The sequence below is a fragment of the Aquimarina sp. I32.4 genome, assembly GCF_002924285.1.
In the GTDB taxonomy this organism is placed as follows: domain Bacteria; phylum Bacteroidota; class Bacteroidia; order Flavobacteriales; family Flavobacteriaceae; genus Aquimarina.
In genome coordinates this window covers 51,670-72,199 of the sequence record NZ_PGUB01000003.1, presented here as the reverse complement: position 1 = coordinate 72,199, position 20,530 = coordinate 51,670, and the positions used below count along the sequence as shown (strand labels likewise).

Below are 20,530 nucleotides of genomic sequence, written 5' to 3'. Positions count from 1 at the left end.
TTTTACTATTATAAATAAACTACTTCAGAGAATTAAAATCTCACTTAGTGAGTAAAAGTACCATATTTTTACCTTTCTCTACTTACAACCGTTGCTATAAGATACATCTGTATAAAGAATCATCTTGCTAGATTCTCTTTTGTAGATTCTTAAGGAAATAACTTGATTAGACATCAAAATTATGACTAAAAAAGTTACAACGGGTATAATTGATTACTGTTTAGATACTTGTATTATGGTTTTTGAATTACAAAAGATTCAATGACTTTATTGATATCTTTCTCCTCAGTATATTTATCAGAAAATAAATGTTTGTATAATGCTTTATTATCAACTTTAGCTTCTAGAGAAAGGTCTGTATTTCTACCATATACTTTTTCCCATTTAGTACGAACTAAAGCCCATTTCTCACTGTGTTCTTTCCACCAATCTGCAGCAGCTTTACATTTACTATCATCTACTTTTACATAAGTATTATATCCTTTTTCTTTTGCTAGAACAACATCAGGCTTCCCCTCTTCGCGTATTACTTTGTCATTATCTTGATCATGAACCCATCCATTATCAGTGATCTCGTGTCTGTTTCCTCTTACTGTAATGTTGTAATCACTTCTTTTGGTATATTCTCTTCTAGGTAATGGAGCATCTGTTCTGTTCTCCCAGAAACTTTTACCATCTACATGTACCCAAGTAGCAGAACCTTCATATCGAGGGCTATCATCAACTTGATATACCTTTTGTGTCCATTGTCCTTTTACATCAGTATCTGGCTTGCTCTCATATTTCCATGAATTATTACCATTAAACATGTAAAAGTTTGTGTTTTGGTATACCCAATCCTGTCTCCAGTGTTTTACTATATATGGTTTTGATGGGGAACCTACTTGTAGTAAATGCTGAATAGAAATCTTATCCTTACCGTCTTCAACCAATTGAGCCCATTCTAAAGCTTTATCACTTTTTGTTTTTGAAGGTTTGTAAAGAGAATCATTGCTATACTGAAAAGTCTCGGCAAAATTGAAAGTTACCTCATAACAGCCACACATTTTCTTTATGGCATTTTGATCTTGCTTTTTTTTATTCTGAGCTGTTATTGTAGTAGATACAAATGCTAGTAATAAAAGCGATGAAAGTGTAAATCGTCTCATTTTTGAATATTTAATAAAATTATCAACTCTTATTTAGATTGAATTAAAATAAGATATATATTTGTTGCAAATTTATTAAGAATGAATCTAAATAGAAATACTTTTTTATTTTATTTTCTGCTTTTTTATTTCAGTTTTATATCAGCCCAAGAGAATGAAGTAAAAAAGGACTCTGTTAAGACAGAAGAGTTAGAGGAAGTAATTGTAACAGGTCAGTATTCTCCACAATCCATAAACAAGTCAGTTTTTGAAGTAAAGGTAATTGGTAGAGCACAGATAGAACAACAAGCAGCAAACAACCTTGCTGATGTATTAAACCAGTCATTAAACATTAGTATTATACCCAATGGGTCTACAGGAAAATCATCGGTTCAACTTTTTGGGTTGGATGGTAGGTATTTTAAAATACTCATAGATAATATTCCTGTAATTAATGATGAAGGTTTGGGTAATAACACAGATTTAACGCAATTAAATCTGGATGATATCGAACAAATAGAGATTGTAGAAGGCTCTATGGGTGTACAATATGGTGCCAATGCAATTTCGGGAGTGATTAATATTATCACCAAAAAGTACGGAAAGTACACATGGGAAATAAGCCCCTATATACAAGAAGAGACGGTAGAAAAGGAATATGGTTTTTTTGATAAAGGAAGACATATTCAATCTCTACGAGTAGGGCATAATATCTCAGACAGATGGTATGCCAATGCATTGTATACAAGAAATGATTTTGCTGGATTTTGGGATGATAGAGAGGGTAAAAATCATGAGTTGAATGATGATAAAAGAGGGTATTTGTGGTTACCTAAACTACAAAATACAGCTAAGGCATTAGTAAATTATAGAGGTGAAAACGGATTTAGAAGCTTTTACAAGTTTGAATATTTTGATGAGAATATCAATCGGTTTTCTCAAGTGGTAAACCCAAACTATAATCCTTCTACACAAACCAGTGATCCAGTAGGTAATGATGCTACCTTTACCTCAGAACGTTTTTATCATCACCTTAACTTTTTAGGAAAATGGAAAACGAGCTTTAACTATGATGTTTCGTTGTCCTACCAACAGCAGAAAAGAAATGTAGAAATGTTTAGATATCGAATTAAAGCCAGAGAAAAGTTTGATATAGAAAAGTTTGAATACGAATCCAGGAAAGTACTTTATTCCAAAGGTAATTTTAGCAATTTTTTACAAAAAGAAAGCTTTGATTTTCAGTTAGGATATGAGGTAAATCATATTGATGGGTATGCTTCTAGTTCTGCGGGAACTTTTAATGGAGAAAATATAAAAAGAGAATTAGGTTCTTATGATGTATTTGGCTCTGCAGAAATTCATGTCAATGATAAATTTTCTATTAGACCAGGAGCAAGACTACTCGCTTCTTCTGCATTCAATGCCCAAGCGGCAGTATCATTAAGCACTCGTTATAGTTTTGCAAATGGATTAGAATTAAGAGGAGTTGTAGGGTCTGCGCCTAGGTTACCAGGTTATGCAGAGCTGTACACTTATTTTGTAGATGCTAATCATGATATAAGAGGAAATGAAGATCTAGTACCAGAACAAGGAGCATCAATTTTTGTGCATTTGAAGAAAAGCTTTGATTTGACTAATGATAGCAACCTTAAAATGTTGAGTAAATTAACGCTTAACTATTTGGATTTATCAGACAGAATAGAACTAAGTGTTGTAAACGAAGCTCCATTACAATTTAAATACATCAATATTGATTCATATAAAACTATTGGCGCTTTTTTAAATAACAGCCTGAATTATAAAAACCTGAATGCTAATATAGGAATTGGTTTGTCGGGAGAGTCAAAAGTATTGGATAGTAGAGTGTTACATAATGATGACTACTTATATGCCATGCGATTGAATGCCAATGTATCCTATTTTGCAAAACCTATAGGGATGGTATTCTCTGCATTTTATAAATATAATGGCCCCAGACAACAATTTGTAGAACGACAAAATGAAAATGATGAAGCTGTACTCGTAAGAGGAAAACGAGATGAGTTTAGTTGGCTGGATGCATCTATACGCAAAGATTTTTTAGATAGAAAAATACAATTAACTCTTGGAGCCCGTAACCTATTAGATATTACCCGGGTGAATACCACTGCTACGGCAGGTGGAGCACATTCTGGGCCCCCATCAACCATACTACTTGGTTATGGAAGGTCCTATTTTTTAAAACTAGTTTATAACCTTAAATTTTAATTATCACACCAAAATGAATAAGAATTTATTTTTTATCAAAACCATGTTACTACTTTTTATCATAACAGGATGTAGTAGCGATGATGATGCAACAGTAACACAAGAGTTTGCTGTAGCATTTGAGAACCCCTCGGTTAGTTTTTCGACCACAGACGAAAATAAAGAGATAAAGATCGTTTTTTCAAGTACTGCACAAGAAGCAGGAACGTTAACTATAAAATATACTGCAAATAAAGCAGTATATGGAGCAAATGCAGATTTTACCACAGTGCCTTCAGGAGAAACAGGATCATTGACTGTTAATTTTAAACAAGGTGATAAAGGAGCTGTTTTTACTTTGAATAAATTAAGAAATCCCATTGAAGGAGAAACTAAGACAGTATCATTTTCTATAGAAAAAGTAAGTATAGCCAATGGTTTGATTAGTGGTAATACTGATATAGCAGTAAGTTTTACAGAAACACCTGCTACTGGAGGAACAATTGCTCCAGAGGTTGGTGGAGTGACCTACCCTAATCAAATATATATTGATTTAAGTACTCAAAAAACCACTGCTGTTAGAAGAGATACATGGGAAATTGCTTTCCATTCGGGAACAGAAAATAAAGTGTTTTTAAATTCTTCTCTAACAGTAACAGCGGCAGAACTTTCACAATTTACGGATTTAAATGCAGTAACAAGTGCAACTACCTTTTCTCCAGCCTTAACTTTTGGTGATGTAACTGTAAATAACATAGAAGAATATAAAGTTGGAGTAAAACAATCTTATTCTATGTATGGTCCATATGCAGATCATAGAGATGGAAGTGCTACTGCGATTACTCCAGTATCTTCTACAGAAATGGATAATAAAGTATACTTGGTATACATGGGAAACACAATACCAAATGGCCCTGGCCCTAGGAGTATAAATATTTCTGGAGATGAAAGAGGTTGGTATAAGATACGAGTGTTGATGGATGGAAATGATTATAAACTTCAATATGCAGAATTAGAAGCAAATACTTTTAAAGAAGTTACTATTAGTAAACAACCAGAAGTTAATGTAGTGGCATTTAGTTTAACTAATAATACTACTGTACCTGTAGAACCATCTAAAGAGGATTGGGATTTGAACTTTGCAGGAGTTTATGGTGGTGAAAATGGACCAACGTATAGTGACTATGTGTTACATAATACATTAGGAGGTACTGGTTTATATCAAGTTACTACTTATAAAGTAAAGGATGGTGTTACTACTACCTTTGATGTGCCTTCTTATAAGGAGTTTAGATTGTCTGATGTGAATGAAGAATCATTAGATTATTCAAAAAGAAATATTATAGGTAGTGGATGGCGTAATCCATTTGCAGGCCCTGTAGCTATAGTAAAAGATGATAGATATTTTGTGTTAAAAGATGTTACAGGAAATTATTATAAACTTCGTTTTACTGCTGTTGTTAATGAAAGCAATGAAAGAGGATATCCTCAATTTGAATATACTCTATTACAATAATATGTTTTTTTGATTTTTATAGCCAATAAAAAGTGTTAATGCAAACGCTTCATATTCAATAGATATGAAGCGTTTTTTTATTACATGTATATATAAGTTAAATAATGCTTAATGTTTTTACTAGTATGTTACTATTATTTATATTTAGTCTAAATAAATATAAACTACACACAAAATGAAAATATTTACAATAAAATTATGTATAGCGTACTTGATTCTCCTATGGGGTTTACAAAGTCATAGTCAAGTTACAGTTAGGATTACCAATATGGAATATGTTTCTGGGAGTTTTATAAATTGGGGAGATCCTATTGAGATAGAACAAGGAGGAAATCAAAGGATAAGATTTAATGTGGATTTAACCAAGCCAAATAATATGGTAGTTGGAAATTCTACATTACGGATTTATGCAAAAGGATCATCGGCAAGTCCTCGTTCTATTGATAGGCAGAGTATTTGTAGTGGTTGTTGGCACACCTCTCATATAGTTTCAAAAGATATTACATTACAAAGTAGCGATTTTAGTACAAATGGAGGTGTATTATATGCAGAAGTAGAAAGTAGCAGTGGAATAAAATATAAAAGTCGTGAATGGAGAGTCAATATAGCAGTTTCTAATATAACGAATAATTCTATTTCAGGAAATCAGAGCATTTATTCAGGAGATATTCCTAATGCGTTATCAGGAACGACTCCATCAGGAGGTACAGGAAGTTTTAGGTATCAATGGAAAAAGAAAACTTCTGGTAGTTGGACCAATGTTTCGGGTGCAACATCAAGAAATTATTCGCCTCCAGCATTGACCACAACAACAAGATATCAACGAATCGTTACTTCTGGCAGTATTTCTAGTACTAGTAATACGATTACTGTTACGGTGATTAATGCTCCACCAATAACGAATAATTCTATTTCAGGAAATCAGAGTATTTATTCAGAGGATACTCCTAATGCGCTATCAGGAACTACTCCATCAGGAGGTACAGGAAGTTTTAGGTATCAATGGAAAAAGAAAACTTCTGGTAATTGGGCTAATATTTCGGGTGCAACATCAAGAAATTATTCGCCTCCAGCATTGACCACAACAGCAAAATATCAACGAATCGTTACTTCAGGTGGTATTTCTAGTACTAGTAATACGATTACTGTTACGGTGATTCTTGCTCCACCCATAACGAATAATAGTATATCTGCAAATCAAACAATTGATGAAGGTGAAGCTCCATCTACTATTATCGGAAGTACTCCAGCAGGAGGAAGCGGAAGATATAGATATACTTGGCAGAAGAAAACCACAGGAAACTGGTCTGTTATTTCAGGAGCAACTTCAAAAAATTATTCCCCAGGAATATTAGTGAAAACCACATTTTATAGACGAATTGTAAACTCTGGAGGAAGACAAAGCACCAGTAGTTCAGTAAAAATAACAGTCAACTTATTGCCCGAAATAGAAAACAATACAATAGTTTTTGATGGAGTTTCTAAAATGATAGGAAGTGTTCCAACAGGAGGAACAGGAAGGTATCTTTATACTTATTATCTTGTGGCGAATATTTATAATGGATTAGAGTACAATTCTGAATCAACTACAAATAAAGATTTTATAATTCCTGACATTTTTCTTGACTTTCATAGATCAGGAGTTGAAATTATAGTAAGTAGGTATGTACAGTCAAATAATAAAACCTCTTCTAGTGGGGGGCAATACCTAAACAAAATAACGAATAATACCATAACTTTTGATGGAGTTTCTAAGGTAATAGGTAGTGTTCCTGTTGGAGCAGTAGGAGGATATATGTATCAATATGTTGTATTATTAGCTGAAGATGGAAACGGTGCGGAATATTTTACTTACCCTAAAAGTTCAAATAAGGATTTTGTAATTCCTTCATGGATACTACAGTTACCAAGCACTGTTGATATTTTTGTCACTAGAGATGTATTTTCGGGAACTCAAAAAGATACTAGTGATTATATAAGTATAAGAAGTTTATTAGGAAAATCATCCACTGGAATAAAGAACGATATTGAAACTGAAGCTGTAACAACAGTTACTCCAAAATTATACCCTAATCCAACTCGAGGGACTGTGTATTTAGAAACAGATTATGTAGCAGATACAGAAGTTGAGATTTATATCTATTCAAAAGTATCAGGCAAAGGTGAAAAAGTATTTACACAAAGAATTAGAGCAGGTAAGCAAACAATTTCATGGGATATTCCAGCCAGATATCCAAAAGGCTTATATGTATATGAGATTGTAGAGAATGGTATATCTAGGCATGGAAAACTTGTAAAGAAATAGTTCTAGATGAGAATTACTTTTTACTAAAAGTATTAATGCAAACGCTCCATATCTCTTGAATATGGAGCGTTTTTTGAAACACCGTTTGTTTGTCCCACTAGATGGAAGCGGAAAATTACTTAGCTTTGGAAAAACAAACTAAACATAACACTTCGTAAACTCCATTGATCAAATTGTTTGCTTTCGCTAGCGCTGCACAAACGATTTAATCAACAACGCTAAGGCTGAGTTTACTACGACGTTCTGCTTAATTAAAAAAACGATGAATAATATCAAAATGCTATTTATTTTCATACTTCTAACTTCTTGTAATTCAGTGAAAACTATTACGGATTTGAAAGAATATGGATTTAAAGGAAAAGTAAAAAATATTGTAGTTTTGAATTATAGAGATTTGGAAAAGAAAAATGAATTATGGGTTATAAAAGAAGATAAACTATTCTCAAAAAAGACAATGAAATTCAATAAAAAAGGGAATATTGTAGAAATACATTATCATTCAACTTCTAAAAATCTATCTGATGAGATTATTACAAGTATTGAATTTAAAAACGGAAAAAAAAGTAAGACCACTTCAAGAGATTTATTAGGAGAAATAATCAATACAGGTTATTATACTTGGATTGATAAATATAATTATAGTTATGATTTAGTTAATAAACAAAAAGAACTAATTCTGAAATCTCACACAAAACTTAACAATAATTTTCGAGAAATAAGTACTGAATATTCATATATAGAAAATGATTCTATTGTCTTTTCTGAATCAACTGTAACTGAATTAGATATTAACGAAGAAGTTGTAAGCACAAAATTTAAAGATAAAATATCTCAAGAAGAATATGTAATTGAGTATATAGTTAAAAAAGATAAAAAAGATAATCTAATAAAATGTGCTTTTATTTTTCGAGAAAGTAAAAAACTTCAATTGTTATCTATTAATAAATTTGAATATTATGAATAGAATAACTAAGCATTCGGTACGATCGGCCATGAATGCAGTGTTGACTAAACTGGTCTGATTTATTGTTTGTATGGGAATTGCTCTGGTCGTTGCAAATATTCTTGGGTGTCACTGGCTATTTCAAAAATGCAGTTCTCTTATTTTGAACTATTTTTAACCCTACTTGCTGTCGTATTTTCATTTTCAGTAATATCCTGTATGAGCATAGTGTTCCTAAAGGCGAAGCATTCCTTCACGAACTTAGAGTTCAAAAATATCAAAACACAGAATAGGTTAATTTATAACAAAATCATAGAATGTGATAAAGAAACCCCACAAACAGTTATGTTTATGGAGTTTCTCACCTTTGGCTGGCTCGCCAATTTTCACACTCACAAATTTGTAATATAATCCAATGACAACGTTAATGTTCTCAACCGGATTAATGGTTTAGGTTGTTCAGTCAGATTAGAAAAAACAGTAAGATCAAACCAAAGGGATGCCTTAGTATTGTCTACTTGATTCTTACTATACCAATCTTTGATACTATTGGCCCAATCTTCTATCATTTGATTCAATGTCTTATCGGTTCCACTGCCGATCACTTGGATTGATTGTAATGGTTGCATAATCACAGGAAGTACAATATCACTTAACCCACTATTGGCTTGATAACTATAGGTTGAACTCATCAAAACACTAATAGTCTCCTGGGAGTTTTCTGCCAGTAAGGTGTCAAATAAAGTAGTAAGTTGTTGTTCTAGTGTTCCTATATTTGGGCTGGATGGGTTATTTATAGTAGCAATATTTATAGAATCACTACTATCAATTGTAGGATGAAAAACATTTGAAAATCCAATACTACCCGTTGTGTATACAAAGTCATTTGCCGAAGGTTTACCTGGTACCAGTTCTACATTACGTTTTAACTCTGCAGAGGTATCAGCATCCTGTCTATTTAGAATATTCATTGTAGGAATAAGCACTTCGCGATCAGGAATAGCTTGTCCAACAGAAGCTTCCAGAATTTCTTTTGTGTTGTTATCTGTATAATAATAACTATAAGAAGCTCCATCTTCTGGATCGATGGCAACAGCTCTATAACCAGCAATATTCACAATAGGGGTTTCTATTCCTTCAGGAGCTTCACCAAAAATATTGATGATTAATGCTCCAGTGGTGGTATCTACAGTGGTAGACCCCTCTTTGATATAAAATGTATAAGGAACTGCAGCATATCCTTGTTTTAGTTGTCTATGAGAAGTGTTTAAAGCAAAACCATTACTGGACTCTGCTGTTTTTGCCATTTTAGACACCATCTCATTATAGGACGATAATGCTACTGCGGCAGATTCAAACTGCGAAGCATCTGTAGTTGTAGCATCTATTTTGATCAATGTATCATTGAATACTTGATTGATATTAGGAAAAACAGTAATGAATTCTGCCATCTGCGCAAATGCATCTTCAAAACTGGCAAGTGCTTTAGCTGAATTGTCTCGAACATTAAATAAAATTTCAAAATCAACTTGATCCTGAGGGTAATGAAAAGATTGAGAATATGTAATTTGATAATTCCATTTAAGGAGATTCTTTATTTCATTAGTCCCCGAAGTATAAGGATAAGAACCTTCTTGTTTTATCATTGCTGGTGCGGTAGGAAAGGATCGTAGAATCAAAGGGATTTTAAATCCACCTAATGAAGTTTCTAATGGATTGGCCAATGCCTTTGAAATAAAACTTAACCACGAAGATGCTTTATACCCTTCGATACCGTTGACTGAACTGATTTGATGTTCTATGGCAAACCCACTGTAAGTAATATTCAGATCTACATAGGATAAAACCTCATTGTCTGTACCTCTAATAATATCAGGCGAAGAAATCAAGAAAGGCAGTTTCGCCTCAGTATTCTTATTTAGTTCTAGTTTTGGTGAACTCATACTAAATGATGTACTGAAATTACCACCATCAACTTCTTGTTGTACGGTATGAATTAGTGGTGAGGTAATGGTATTTCCTAATTCATCTTGCAATGTATCTGTAATAGTTACCGTAGTTTTATCAATACTAGCCTTGGCGCTTAATCGTAAGCTTACAATGCGATTGTTGTTTTTGAGTAGTGTCGCGCTTACAACATGTATATCGTCTGATATGGTATAGTTACTTATCTTTTCTGCTGTTGCTTTATTCATAAAATTAGAGAAGAAAAGATAGACAATAGTAGCATCTTTTTCATCTATTTCTACCCCAATAAAGATAAAAATCAAATTAATGTTACCGTATAATTGAGGAGCATCTGTGTTTTCTAGAACGGTTTCTGCCTGTACAGTTGCTTCAAATTGGACTCCCGCTCTAGTAGTATATGCATTGCTCAGCTTTACTAATAATTGTTGCAAGAAAGTTTCTTGAATAGCAACAGTATCTGTTGTTTGACCTGCAAAAACAGGAATCATTGATAGTTTTAGAACTTCTGCCAAACGTTCCTTATTGGTTAGCATATCTGCTAAGAAATTTGACTTACCATAATCATCGACCAATTGAATTGCCGCTGTAAACTCTGGGGTTAATACAGCATCAATAGCAGAGAAAATTTGTTTTCCCCAAAGATCCATATCAATACTTTTAAAATCCATATATGTAGAAGGAGTAGAAAAATCGATCCCTGTTTTTGAATTGAAATAATAAATAGGAACCTGCTTTTTTGTTTCCAATTGATTTGATATTGGTTTGGGAGCAAAAATTTCAGGGTTTCCAATGTTATTAACCTCATATCCTATATCGGTTGTAGTATCAAGCCCTAATCGAGTAGCCCATATTTCTGTTCCCCCTGAATTGCTTAAGTTTTCATTACGATTAACACCAGAAGTAACTCTAAGCTGGTAACTATTCTTTTTGGATAAGGCAGTTTCAAAACTAGTAGCAAATTCTTCTAAGCCAGTAGTGGTTCCAGATTCGGCTTTTGATAATGGAGGAATATTTGTATGTACTGCTTTTATACCTCCAGTAGTCTCAAAATCACCAGAAATAGAACCGCCAGTACGCTCGATAGTAAAACTAGATTCTAGTTTAAATATTTGAGTGGTATTGATTTGAGTAGTATCTATATCAAAAGATAGAATATGATCACTATCTAGTATATCAGTGTCAATTTCTCCCTGACCACGACCGACCAAGAATACATATATTGAAGCAATCCATTCCTGAACTAACCCCTCTATATCATCCTCATCCAATACAAAAGGAGTATCGGTTAAGGTAGTATTTAATTGAAAAGCGATACCATTAGGATCTGTTAATTGATACCAGATTTGAGTATATGTTTGTAGGTCTCTTATAGCCTGTTCTTTTACAGATGAAGTAGCCAGATTTGTATCATTATCAGCACTAAATTTGGACCAGCCGTTGAACACTAGCGTGTTTTCATTATCAGGATCAGAAGCATCAGCTTTTACATTGCTTATAGTGACTGTTATCTCTACATTTTCTGGAATGGTATCTACTGTAATCGTTACCGATTTGTTATCATCATTGAGAATGATTGATTGGATGTTGATATTTTGATCAATAGTATAATTTGAAATATCTGTAGCAGTAGTTTTATCGAGATCAACTGTATATTGCCCCAGAATAGTAGTAGTACTTTTTACAGAGGTACTGATTAGACCTTGATAATAGCTAGGATCAAAATTAAGTCCCGTATCTAGTTTAGCCTCTCCTTCTTCACCGCTTACTATCCAAGACGAAGTGATCGAAGGCCATTGATTAAGCCCTAAGATGGCATCGGTATATCCTGTGAGTACAGGGGGTTCATTAAGGGGTTCAATACTATTGGCAGAAGGATCAGATAATTCACTTATAATACTATTACCATAAATATCTTGCCATGCACAATTAACCTGTAAGAGGTCACCTAATCCTAAATATGGGCTATCATTGCTGTCTGGCATAATATCTTTTGTAGAAACTACTTCTTTGCTAAATCGAGTATAAGGAATGCTCACTTGGTAGTTCCATGTATCTTCTGCTGTAAGTGTTTTTGGAACCTGAATTTTATTGGTACTGTCTGGATCTTCTGCTTCTGTGGTTGGGCCAGAAGGTAAACCAATATTACTACTGTCAAAATAATCATTGGCAACTACTTGATACGTCAGAGAGCTATAGATATTTTGTAAGAATAATTCTCCAAAGTCAGTAGCTTTTGGATCCTCGGGTACTGCTGCTGGTATGGGGCGTATAGCATCTATAGAAGTTGTACCAACAGCCACATTAGCAGTTCTTATTTTTGGACCACCTGTACTTAGGATTTCTTGGTTGTCGTCAAAAATACCAACAACATTTTGATTGTAATTGGCTATAGAAGAAATGTTCTCACCATAAAAATCAGACAGTGTAGCAAAAGTATTTCCGCCTGGACTAGTACCTACGATAATTGTAAGTTGTGGTAAGAAAATAGCATCAAACATATTGAGTTGATCAGGTAGTTCATTTCCTGATTTTTGGTTATTGATCTCTTGTATTGCAATTACAGTAGTATCAAAACGATCAGCAATTTCTTGCAAGGTATTACCCCCAATACCTACTTCATAAATACCTTCATTAATTGCGAGTTTAGTATTAGGCCTAAGTAGTAAAGATTGATTGTCAGAAGCTACATCAGCGATATTGCCGTAATATGTATACGCCAATTCTTGTAGTGTTTGTGTTGTATCAGATGGTAATTTTATAATGTTAGGATCTGATTGGGCAAAGAGTACAGAGGTATCTTTATTAAAAGCTTCACCACAAGCAAAAACATTCATATACGATGCAATTGTATTTTGAAGACTTTCTTCTACAGGCTTATCATACATTACTATAAATGATAATTCAGCCTCGCCATTATCATCAAAAATACGATCAGGAAGCCCTTGTTTATTATCTGCATTATAATAATATAAATAATAGCCTCCATTTCTGGTAATACTAGCTTGCCATAATAAGCGCAAGAAGTCGGTTTGTGTATTGAGGAGCCTTATTTTTTCATCCTCTGTGTCAGATAGAGTTTTGAACAACATATCAAAAGCTACATCAGGTCGGGTTTCTGTAGAGAGATTTACCTGAGCCAATCCCATAGTAAGGGCATTTTGAGTATCAGTTTGTATGCCATCTTGAGTACTTCCATTGCTATCAACAGCATAAGCGGGAATCAGGCTTGCAATAAATGAATTATTAGCAGCAATTTCACTCACTATTTTTTCCAGAATAGCAGCATTATTACTATTTGCACCAACTACCTCATATGTGGTAAGAGTTGCAGGGCTATCAGAAACTACAGGTACTTTTTTTATAGTAACTTCCACCAGAGATCCAAGACCATAATAAGAAACACCATGATTGATCATTTTTTTAGAAACCTCATCATATTCGCCGATTAAGAATTCCATTCTTGGGTTTACTTTTCTGGTACTTAGATCTGGGAGTTGAAGTAATGTGTCTGGCAATGGCCATAGGCTTAATGCCGGTACACCTGGTGGAGTACCTCCATACGGAAGATTAATAGTAGCTGCGGCATTCCAAACAATCTCTGAGGTGTAGGGGTAACTAGCCTCATTGTTTGTAAACAGATCTTTTACCCCAAGAAAGTTAAGACCTGTATTTAATTTATTCGTGGTAGCATATTCAGAAACTTTATTAATACGGATAGCATCATCACTATCTGGTGTAATAGTAATAACTCTTTTTGAAGCATTATCCCCACTAAATGCTAGCCATTGTAATGTGTTAGGTTTACTGAATGTAATATCAAAATCATTTCCTTCTGTGAGAGTAGGAATCGGAAATTGTTGCCCATTTAATGCATATAAGCCTGCAAATTCAAGATCACCATAAGATAAAACATCATTATCATCTTCTACCCACATTCCCTGAAAATTAGGAGTTATCCCATCAACAGGAAGTTTTAGCCCAGCCAGATAATACCTAGAAGTCATACCCGATAAATGCTGGATTCCTTGTGTTGCTTGAATCTCTTTAAGCAATTCTCCTACTTTAAACTGCTCTAGATTTGCCATGTCTAATGTTGTAGTATCAAACAAGTCTATAATAGCTCCGTTATTATGATCCTGATCGATAGGAGTAGCCAAATCTTGTTGAGTAACATTGAATTTAGAAGCAATAGCCCTTAGAGTATCTTCTTCAATTGTAGTATAAGTAATCAAATCAATACGAATTGTAGCGACAGTAAGCAATAAATTAGGAATCGTTGTTATGCTCCCATCAGTAATTAAGATGTTGATATCAATCTTATTTTCGTTAGGAACATCAGCATTGATGGCATTTACAACTTCTGTAAGTGATTGAGAGGGTAAAGTCGTATAATCGTACTGATAGTCATTATAAGTAAAACGAATTGCAATCCCTCCTTGTAGAATATTTTGAGCATCTTTATTTAAGAGAGCTAAGCTGTTTCCATCAAAACTAGTAGCATACATAGGTTGATTTGCAATACTGTCAAAAGTATCTCCTTGTTGTACTGTATACGTACTATTTGGGATATATATTGTTTTCTTAACATTTAATGTAATACCAGAATTATCACTAAAAAGTTCATCAATGGTATATGCCATATTTCCAGAAAGATCTCCGTTGTCATTAATCCATTTTACAATATTATCAGGAGTATCTCCACTATTTGTATAATATTTAAAATCTTTTAAAGAATCTTGCGCTGTCTGAACCATCTGTTTGGCAATCAGTAAGAAATAGTCACTAAATACAAAATTACCAACAGAAATATCTTCTTCTCCTGCTAGAGTTGCAAAAGTAGCAGGATTCTCTTCCTGCATTTGAATTGCTAATTGATTGAAGTATTTTCTGAGGTCAGCAACATAGGTAGAAGAGATAGAGTTATAGTTTTCAAAATTATAAGAAACCCCTTTATAATCACTACCATAATCTGGAGTAGATAATTCTAATGACAATGCCATTGGGAAGAATGTAGCGTTCACATCTGTTTTTTCCTGTGGTTGTTCTTGAATAACAAGAGCAAATTGATCTGTCATAAACGAATCAATAGCCTCTGTAGGAATAGGGCTAGGATTTGTAGGGTCGCTAAAATAAGCTAGTAGTTGTGTTAGTTGCGAGGATGTAATAGGAGTGTTGTTTACTTGCTCACCAGTAACAGTATTACTTTGAATTGAAGCTACAACCCATCTGAATATTTCTTTACTCAACAATTCAAAAGAAGAATCTGTGGTCTCTGAGAATGCTTTTTGATATCCATCAGTACGTTCTTCTTGAGGGGATGCCATAGATTCTAAGAATAACATAGCTACATAACAAGCTTGTTGCTCACTTAATTGTGTAGCTCTGTCTCCTGCCATGGTAAGTCCTAATCCCAAATACCCTGTTAAAGAAACAAGCTCAGAAGCTTTTTCTAGATTAGACCAATTAGGTGTTACTTGAGTTAATGATACGGTGAGCGGGTTATGTAAAGCGATACGTAGTTGCTTGGTGTTTTGTAATCTATTTAGCGTATACGCTTTTAGCATTGTATCAGATGTAACTGTTTGCCAAGGCGGATTGCTTGCTATAGCCTTGATTGTAATACTTTGGCTGATACTTGCAGAGAAGCTGAAGTGCATTTTGATCTTAAATAACCCCAGATTGATGCTTACACTCAAAGAAACACTTACAGAGGCAGATAATTGAATTACAATAGGCTCATAAGGAGAGAACGTTAATTGCGCCAATAATCTGATGTCAATATTAAGATCAGCTTTGATAATAGCAAAATCAACAGTACCATATAATTTACCTATAACACCTACAGTACCTCTAAACCAGAAATAATATGCTTCTGCAACCTGTGCATCATTAGAAGCACTGGTAGTTGATAATTGATAAGGATTGAACTTTGCTAAAACTCCTTCTAGAATAGCTACTGCGGTAAGGCTAAATCCAGCTTTGAGAATACCAGCATCAAAATCATAACCAAACCCAAACTGCATACCAAACCCAAAGACCAATACAGGGTTGAATGTACCATTGGTAGCATCAGGTACTTTGTTGGTAGTAGCACTACTGAGTTTACCAAAATAAACCCCAGCAGATCCCATGACAGGAATAGGAATCCCTACAGGAGTCCAAATTAAAGTTTGAAAGGTAAAAGAGCGAGAAAAATCTTCTTTCCAAGGGAATCCAATATCTACTTGAAAATCACCATTGGTATATACTTCAATACCAAAAACAGGTAAGGTAAGATTAACCTGTCCTAATTGTATTTTTCGCATGACCGTAGGCAAAGCAATTTCTGCCTTATACATTCCTACAGTATCACTAATTTTTTTGTATAAAATCTGAAAATCTAATCCTTTAAAAATACGAGCTGGTTCTCCTTCAAGAGCTAGGCGTAGTGCATATAAATTAGGATCATTAAATACAATTTGCATCGTAATAAAATAACTATCAGTATCAGATTCTTTGGCTACCGCAACTGCTGAGGTAGATTTTTTATCACCTCCCAATTTCAACACTCCAAAATCCATTCCTACTAGCCAGTTACTAGTAGCATCCAATTGTACATCAGGAATTTCTCCTGGCTCTGTATTTGGTAGATTTGCCATAATTGCTATAGCATCCTGTACTTTTTCTACATTTTGAAAACCAGGGATAGTGACATGTTGCCCTAGAGCGAGCAGACGTAAATCCAAATATTTATTTCCTTGCCCAGAAGGAGACGGGGTGGTTTCGGGTTTGGCTGCATCCCACCCCAAAGGTTCGTTAGGGTTATCTTGCCATAAGAAACTACCTTCTAGCGTAACCATGACCCCATTATCTTCTGGTTTAGATTGATTAGATTTATAAGTGACCCCAATAGATTTGATAGTTGCAAATCCTAATGAGATAGGCCCTATATCCAAATTAAACCCTACCTGTTTTGAGGTAAAATCATAAGTTAAGCTGAGATTGTTAAGTGGTATTTTATTAAGGAGATCCCATGGGGCTGCAAGTCCAAATTGAGTTCCTGTTGCCCAAGACACCATTTTCTCTACCATACTACCAATTGTAGTAGATTCTGTAAAACTTAATTCTGCGGTATAATGAGGGTCTTTACTAGTCCCAATGTTTTTTACTTCACCTTTTAAGAATTCCCAGATGATACCAAAAGATTTTACATCAGGATTAAAATCATAGAAAGCTTGAAAATCAATTCCAAGCCAAGTTACATTAGCATTGATAGTACCGTAATATCCAACAGAGGTTTCTTCGTCTTTTTTACCATATGCTACCAAAGCATTTCCGTCAACTTGCAGGTCAAGAAAAGTGATGTCCCATTTCTCGGCAGTTTTACCACTAAATTCCCAATATTTGGTTTCTGTCTGAATTTTAAAACCAAGTCCATCAATGGCATAATTAAATCCATCATCGGGTTTCCAGTCGGGAGTGATATAGAAAGTAAGTAACTGGCCAATTTCTAGAGCGCCAGACGTTTGATTTCCTGTAAAAGTCCAGCCGTTTCCTGTAGCATAGGTAGATTGTAGAGATAATCCAATTTTCATGCTATCGGGTAGTACTACAAATTCACCACCGATACTAATTTCGTTTTTACCAGTGTTATGAATAACATTAAAAGTGAGTTTGTTGATGGTAAAAAGTGGCCCGATAACCAAAGGCTTATCAGTCTCTAGAATAGTATTTAACTGATAATACTTCTCATTAGGTTTTAAGTCAAAATCCAATAAAGTAACAGCAGTTTTCAAGTCTAATTTTGCACCAAATAATTTTAATAAATCGCTAAGTTGAATAACTCCTTCACTAAGTCCTCCATGCACTTTGAAATCTGGATATGTACCCAAAACACTTACAGTTCCTTCCCCAATAGGAAAATCACCAGTTACAGTAAATTCAATTTTTCTATTTGCTACATCTTGCACATTATAAATCTGTACATCTACACTGGGGTTGATCTCAAATTTAGGATCTTTAGATAATTCCCATGCGGTATCTGTACTCATGGAGTATGACATATAATCAAATGCATGCGTTTGATTATTATAATGTAGCTGCATATCTTTTAGTCCAAACCCTGCCATTCCATTCAGAGGAGGTTGTAATACTTGTACCAGATTAATACCTCCTGCCATTTGAAAAAAACTAGATACACTCAAGGGCGTATCAAATCCTCCTGTGATAAGCCAGGTATTATTTTCTTCTGGGTATTTTATTAGTGTTTCCAATAGTACAGGATCATTATTTTTATCCGTACCAGACCCAACAATGGTTCCTTTCATACCACCTTCTACGGCGCTTCCAGCTTCATTTATTTTTAGTTTGAAGCCTGGTTTCTCAAAACCTATCCAAGGGATTTCGTCAATACTCCACCGTTGATTAATTTCTGTTTCAATTTCGGTTACTACAGATTCTTCTGGGCTGGTAAAATTTAATGTGATATTAAAATCAGGTCCAAAAGCAGTAGTAGTTCCTTTTGATAATGTAACTTGAGTTACCGTATCTCCATCTTTTTCCTGAGTAATATCATTTTTGGCAACAGTAATAAAAAATAAGTTGCCTGTTACTAACTTGAAGAAGGAGGATAGATAAGTATTAGGTAGTGCATTTAGAATATTGACCCCATCATTACTATAATTATTGATAAGTTGATTATAGACTCCTTCTAAGGTGAGTGTTTCTTCTTCAAGCACCATAAGTCCGTTATTGGAACTAGCATGTGCGTGGGATTCTGAAAATTTTAATAAAGTAACAGCAGGAGAAACCAGTTTTACCCCTACCAATCCAAGCATTAATTTATCATGAATATCCTGCTGATAATAAGTGCCCAGACTTTTAAAATAGGTGTTTATACTGTTTGATGCGGTATATGCATTTATCATAAATGATCCAGAATCTACCAGTGCATTATAATACTCTTGAGGTTTTCCTGGATTTATTTTTTGTAAATAAGTGTCAAATGTTTGATTTCTAAAAGTTAAAGCAGTTGTTTTTGCAGTTTCTGCCACTGGAGCATAATTTACAGCAGATAGAGTAGAAGGGTAGTTGGCTCTGTCTTCTTCTCCTGTTTTAGGAATTTGTAAAAAAGGATGCCCCAAACTGATGGGGAGACTAGAGGAGCCTTGCCCTTCAAAAACTCCTGGTAACCCCGAATTAGCATAATAGAAATTATATATTTCCTGAGGAATAGGGCCTAAGGTAATGGCTACTATTTCTTTGTTGTTGGCTTCTTCAAGTATTGTTGTTAGGTCTTTTATCTCTACATAGTTTCCATTTTTGTATCCCTCTCTTATAGTCAACGTATATCCTACATCCATCAAGGGTTTTACTTGTTGCCCTAGATTAAGAATAAAATTATCCAGACTTGATTGAGAATATGCTCCCATGATATCTGTAGCAAGGTATACTTCTTTGATTGTTGCTTTTAGATGAGGTAAGGAGGTGTCTTTATTATCTAAGTCTTTGGCAAATGCAGCTACATAATCAAAAGGCATTTCCTGATATTTTTCCTCAATTTTGGCAATATCACTCAGAATAAAAAATGCAATAGGTTTCTGCATACTTTTTTGCGCAGTAAATGCAGAAAGAATAAGGTTCAAAGTCATTTCTGCGGGACTAGAAAATTGGTGTAACCCGTATATAGGCCAAAGACAAAGTTCTTTTTTTGCAGTGTATACATTGTAGATAGACTGCGCATTTATCGACCTTATTTTTAAAGCCTCATTATACGTTTGATCCTTAGCATACCATGACCATAAAGTATCTGAAACCGATGAAAGAGAGTCTGCAGAGAATTTAAAAGCTAGTTGGGCAAATGAGGCTGATTCTTTTGATAAATCATAAGGCTCTTTACCGTTACGTTCTATTTGATTAGGTGCTTTTTCCCATAAATAAGGTTGAAGTCTTAAAAAATAGTTGACACTAAAGAGCGTTGCGTAATTCGCTACGCTATTATCTGCTCCTCCAGTAAAGCCAAAATCAATTTGCTCGAGATCTGGTTTGGTATCTTTATATTCAAGAAAAGTAAGAGTAGCTTTACCATAGGTTATACTTGTAGTTGCTATATCATTTGGGTTAAGGCCAGTGAGTAATATAGCAAGCTTATTGGGAGTATTTGATCCCGAGTAGATGATGAGGATTTTTTTGGAATAGGTAGTAGCGTCGACTATTCTTTTCATCATATTTATAGTAGTAGCCTGATGTCCAAAATTGGGCGTATTATCTACATAAAATCGAAGTTCATCTTTACTCTGTATTAGAGCAAGCATATCTTGAATTGAAGTACTGGTAGCAGATTCACTAGCTTCCTGTCCTTGCATGAGTTTGTTTAAAAGATCATTGAAGTCGCCCATCTTACAATATTTTTATGATTTGTGTAATTCTTGTTAGAATTATAATATCTAGGTTATTTAGTATTGTCT

Annotated in this window: 6 protein-coding genes; 4 read left to right on the top strand and 2 right to left on the bottom strand. The window is 34.2% G+C overall.

The features are described from left to right. Window positions 1–233: 233 nt before the first annotated feature. Window positions 234–1,148: a DUF6607 family protein gene (locus CVD18_RS01140; RefSeq protein WP_103863617.1), complete on the bottom strand. Its 915-nt coding sequence runs from the start codon at window positions 1,146–1,148 to the stop codon at window positions 234–236. Window positions 1,149–1,229: 81 nt separating this feature from the next. Between CVD18_RS01140 and CVD18_RS01135 the strand changes: the two genes are divergently transcribed. The 4 genes from CVD18_RS01135 (at window position 1,230) to CVD18_RS01120 (ending at window position 8,138) form a co-directional block, all read left to right on the top strand. After that, window positions 1,230–3,374, top strand: a complete 2,145-nt coding sequence (locus CVD18_RS01135; RefSeq protein WP_103863616.1) for a TonB-dependent siderophore receptor — start codon at window positions 1,230–1,232, stop codon at window positions 3,372–3,374. 43 nt (window positions 3,375–3,417) lie between these two features. Then, complete coding sequence (locus CVD18_RS01130; protein WP_158250364.1) at window positions 3,418–4,869, top strand: HmuY family protein; 1,452 nt, start codon at window positions 3,418–3,420, stop codon at window positions 4,867–4,869. Window positions 4,870–5,044: 175 nt separating this feature from the next. Further along, window positions 5,045–7,174 (top strand): T9SS type A sorting domain-containing protein, encoded by a 2,130-nt coding sequence (locus tag CVD18_RS01125; RefSeq protein ID WP_103863614.1) that lies wholly within the window; start codon window positions 5,045–5,047, stop codon window positions 7,172–7,174. Between the two features lie 334 nt (window positions 7,175–7,508). Further along, window positions 7,509–8,138 carry a hypothetical protein gene (locus CVD18_RS01120; protein WP_233194444.1) on the top strand — a complete coding sequence of 210 codons (630 nt, stop codon included), beginning with the start codon at window positions 7,509–7,511 and terminating at the stop codon, window positions 8,136–8,138. A 371-nt stretch (window positions 8,139–8,509) separates the two neighbouring features. Here the strand turns inward: CVD18_RS01120 and CVD18_RS01110 are convergent, their stop codons facing one another. Next, a complete protein-coding gene (locus CVD18_RS01110; protein WP_103863611.1) occupies window positions 8,510–20,461 on the bottom strand; it encodes a LysM peptidoglycan-binding domain-containing protein in 11,952 nt (3,983 codons plus the stop codon). Between the last annotated feature and the right edge of the window lie 69 nt (window positions 20,462–20,530).

Bases quoted from the DNA above. Each gene is read 5' to 3' on its own strand.
- CVD18_RS01140 (WP_103863617.1), bottom strand. From the start codon at position 1,148: ATGAGACGATTTACACTTTCATCGCTTTTATTACTAGCATTTGTATCT.
- CVD18_RS01135 (WP_103863616.1), top strand. From the start codon at position 1,230: ATGAATCTAAATAGAAATACTTTTTTATTTTATTTTCTGCTTTTTTAT.
- CVD18_RS01130 (WP_158250364.1), top strand. From the start codon at position 3,418: ATGTTACTACTTTTTATCATAACAGGATGTAGTAGCGATGATGATGCA.
- CVD18_RS01125 (WP_103863614.1), top strand. From the start codon at position 5,045: ATGAAAATATTTACAATAAAATTATGTATAGCGTACTTGATTCTCCTA.
- CVD18_RS01110 (WP_103863611.1), bottom strand. From the start codon at position 20,461: ATGGGCGACTTCAATGATCTTTTAAACAAACTCATGCAAGGACAGGAA.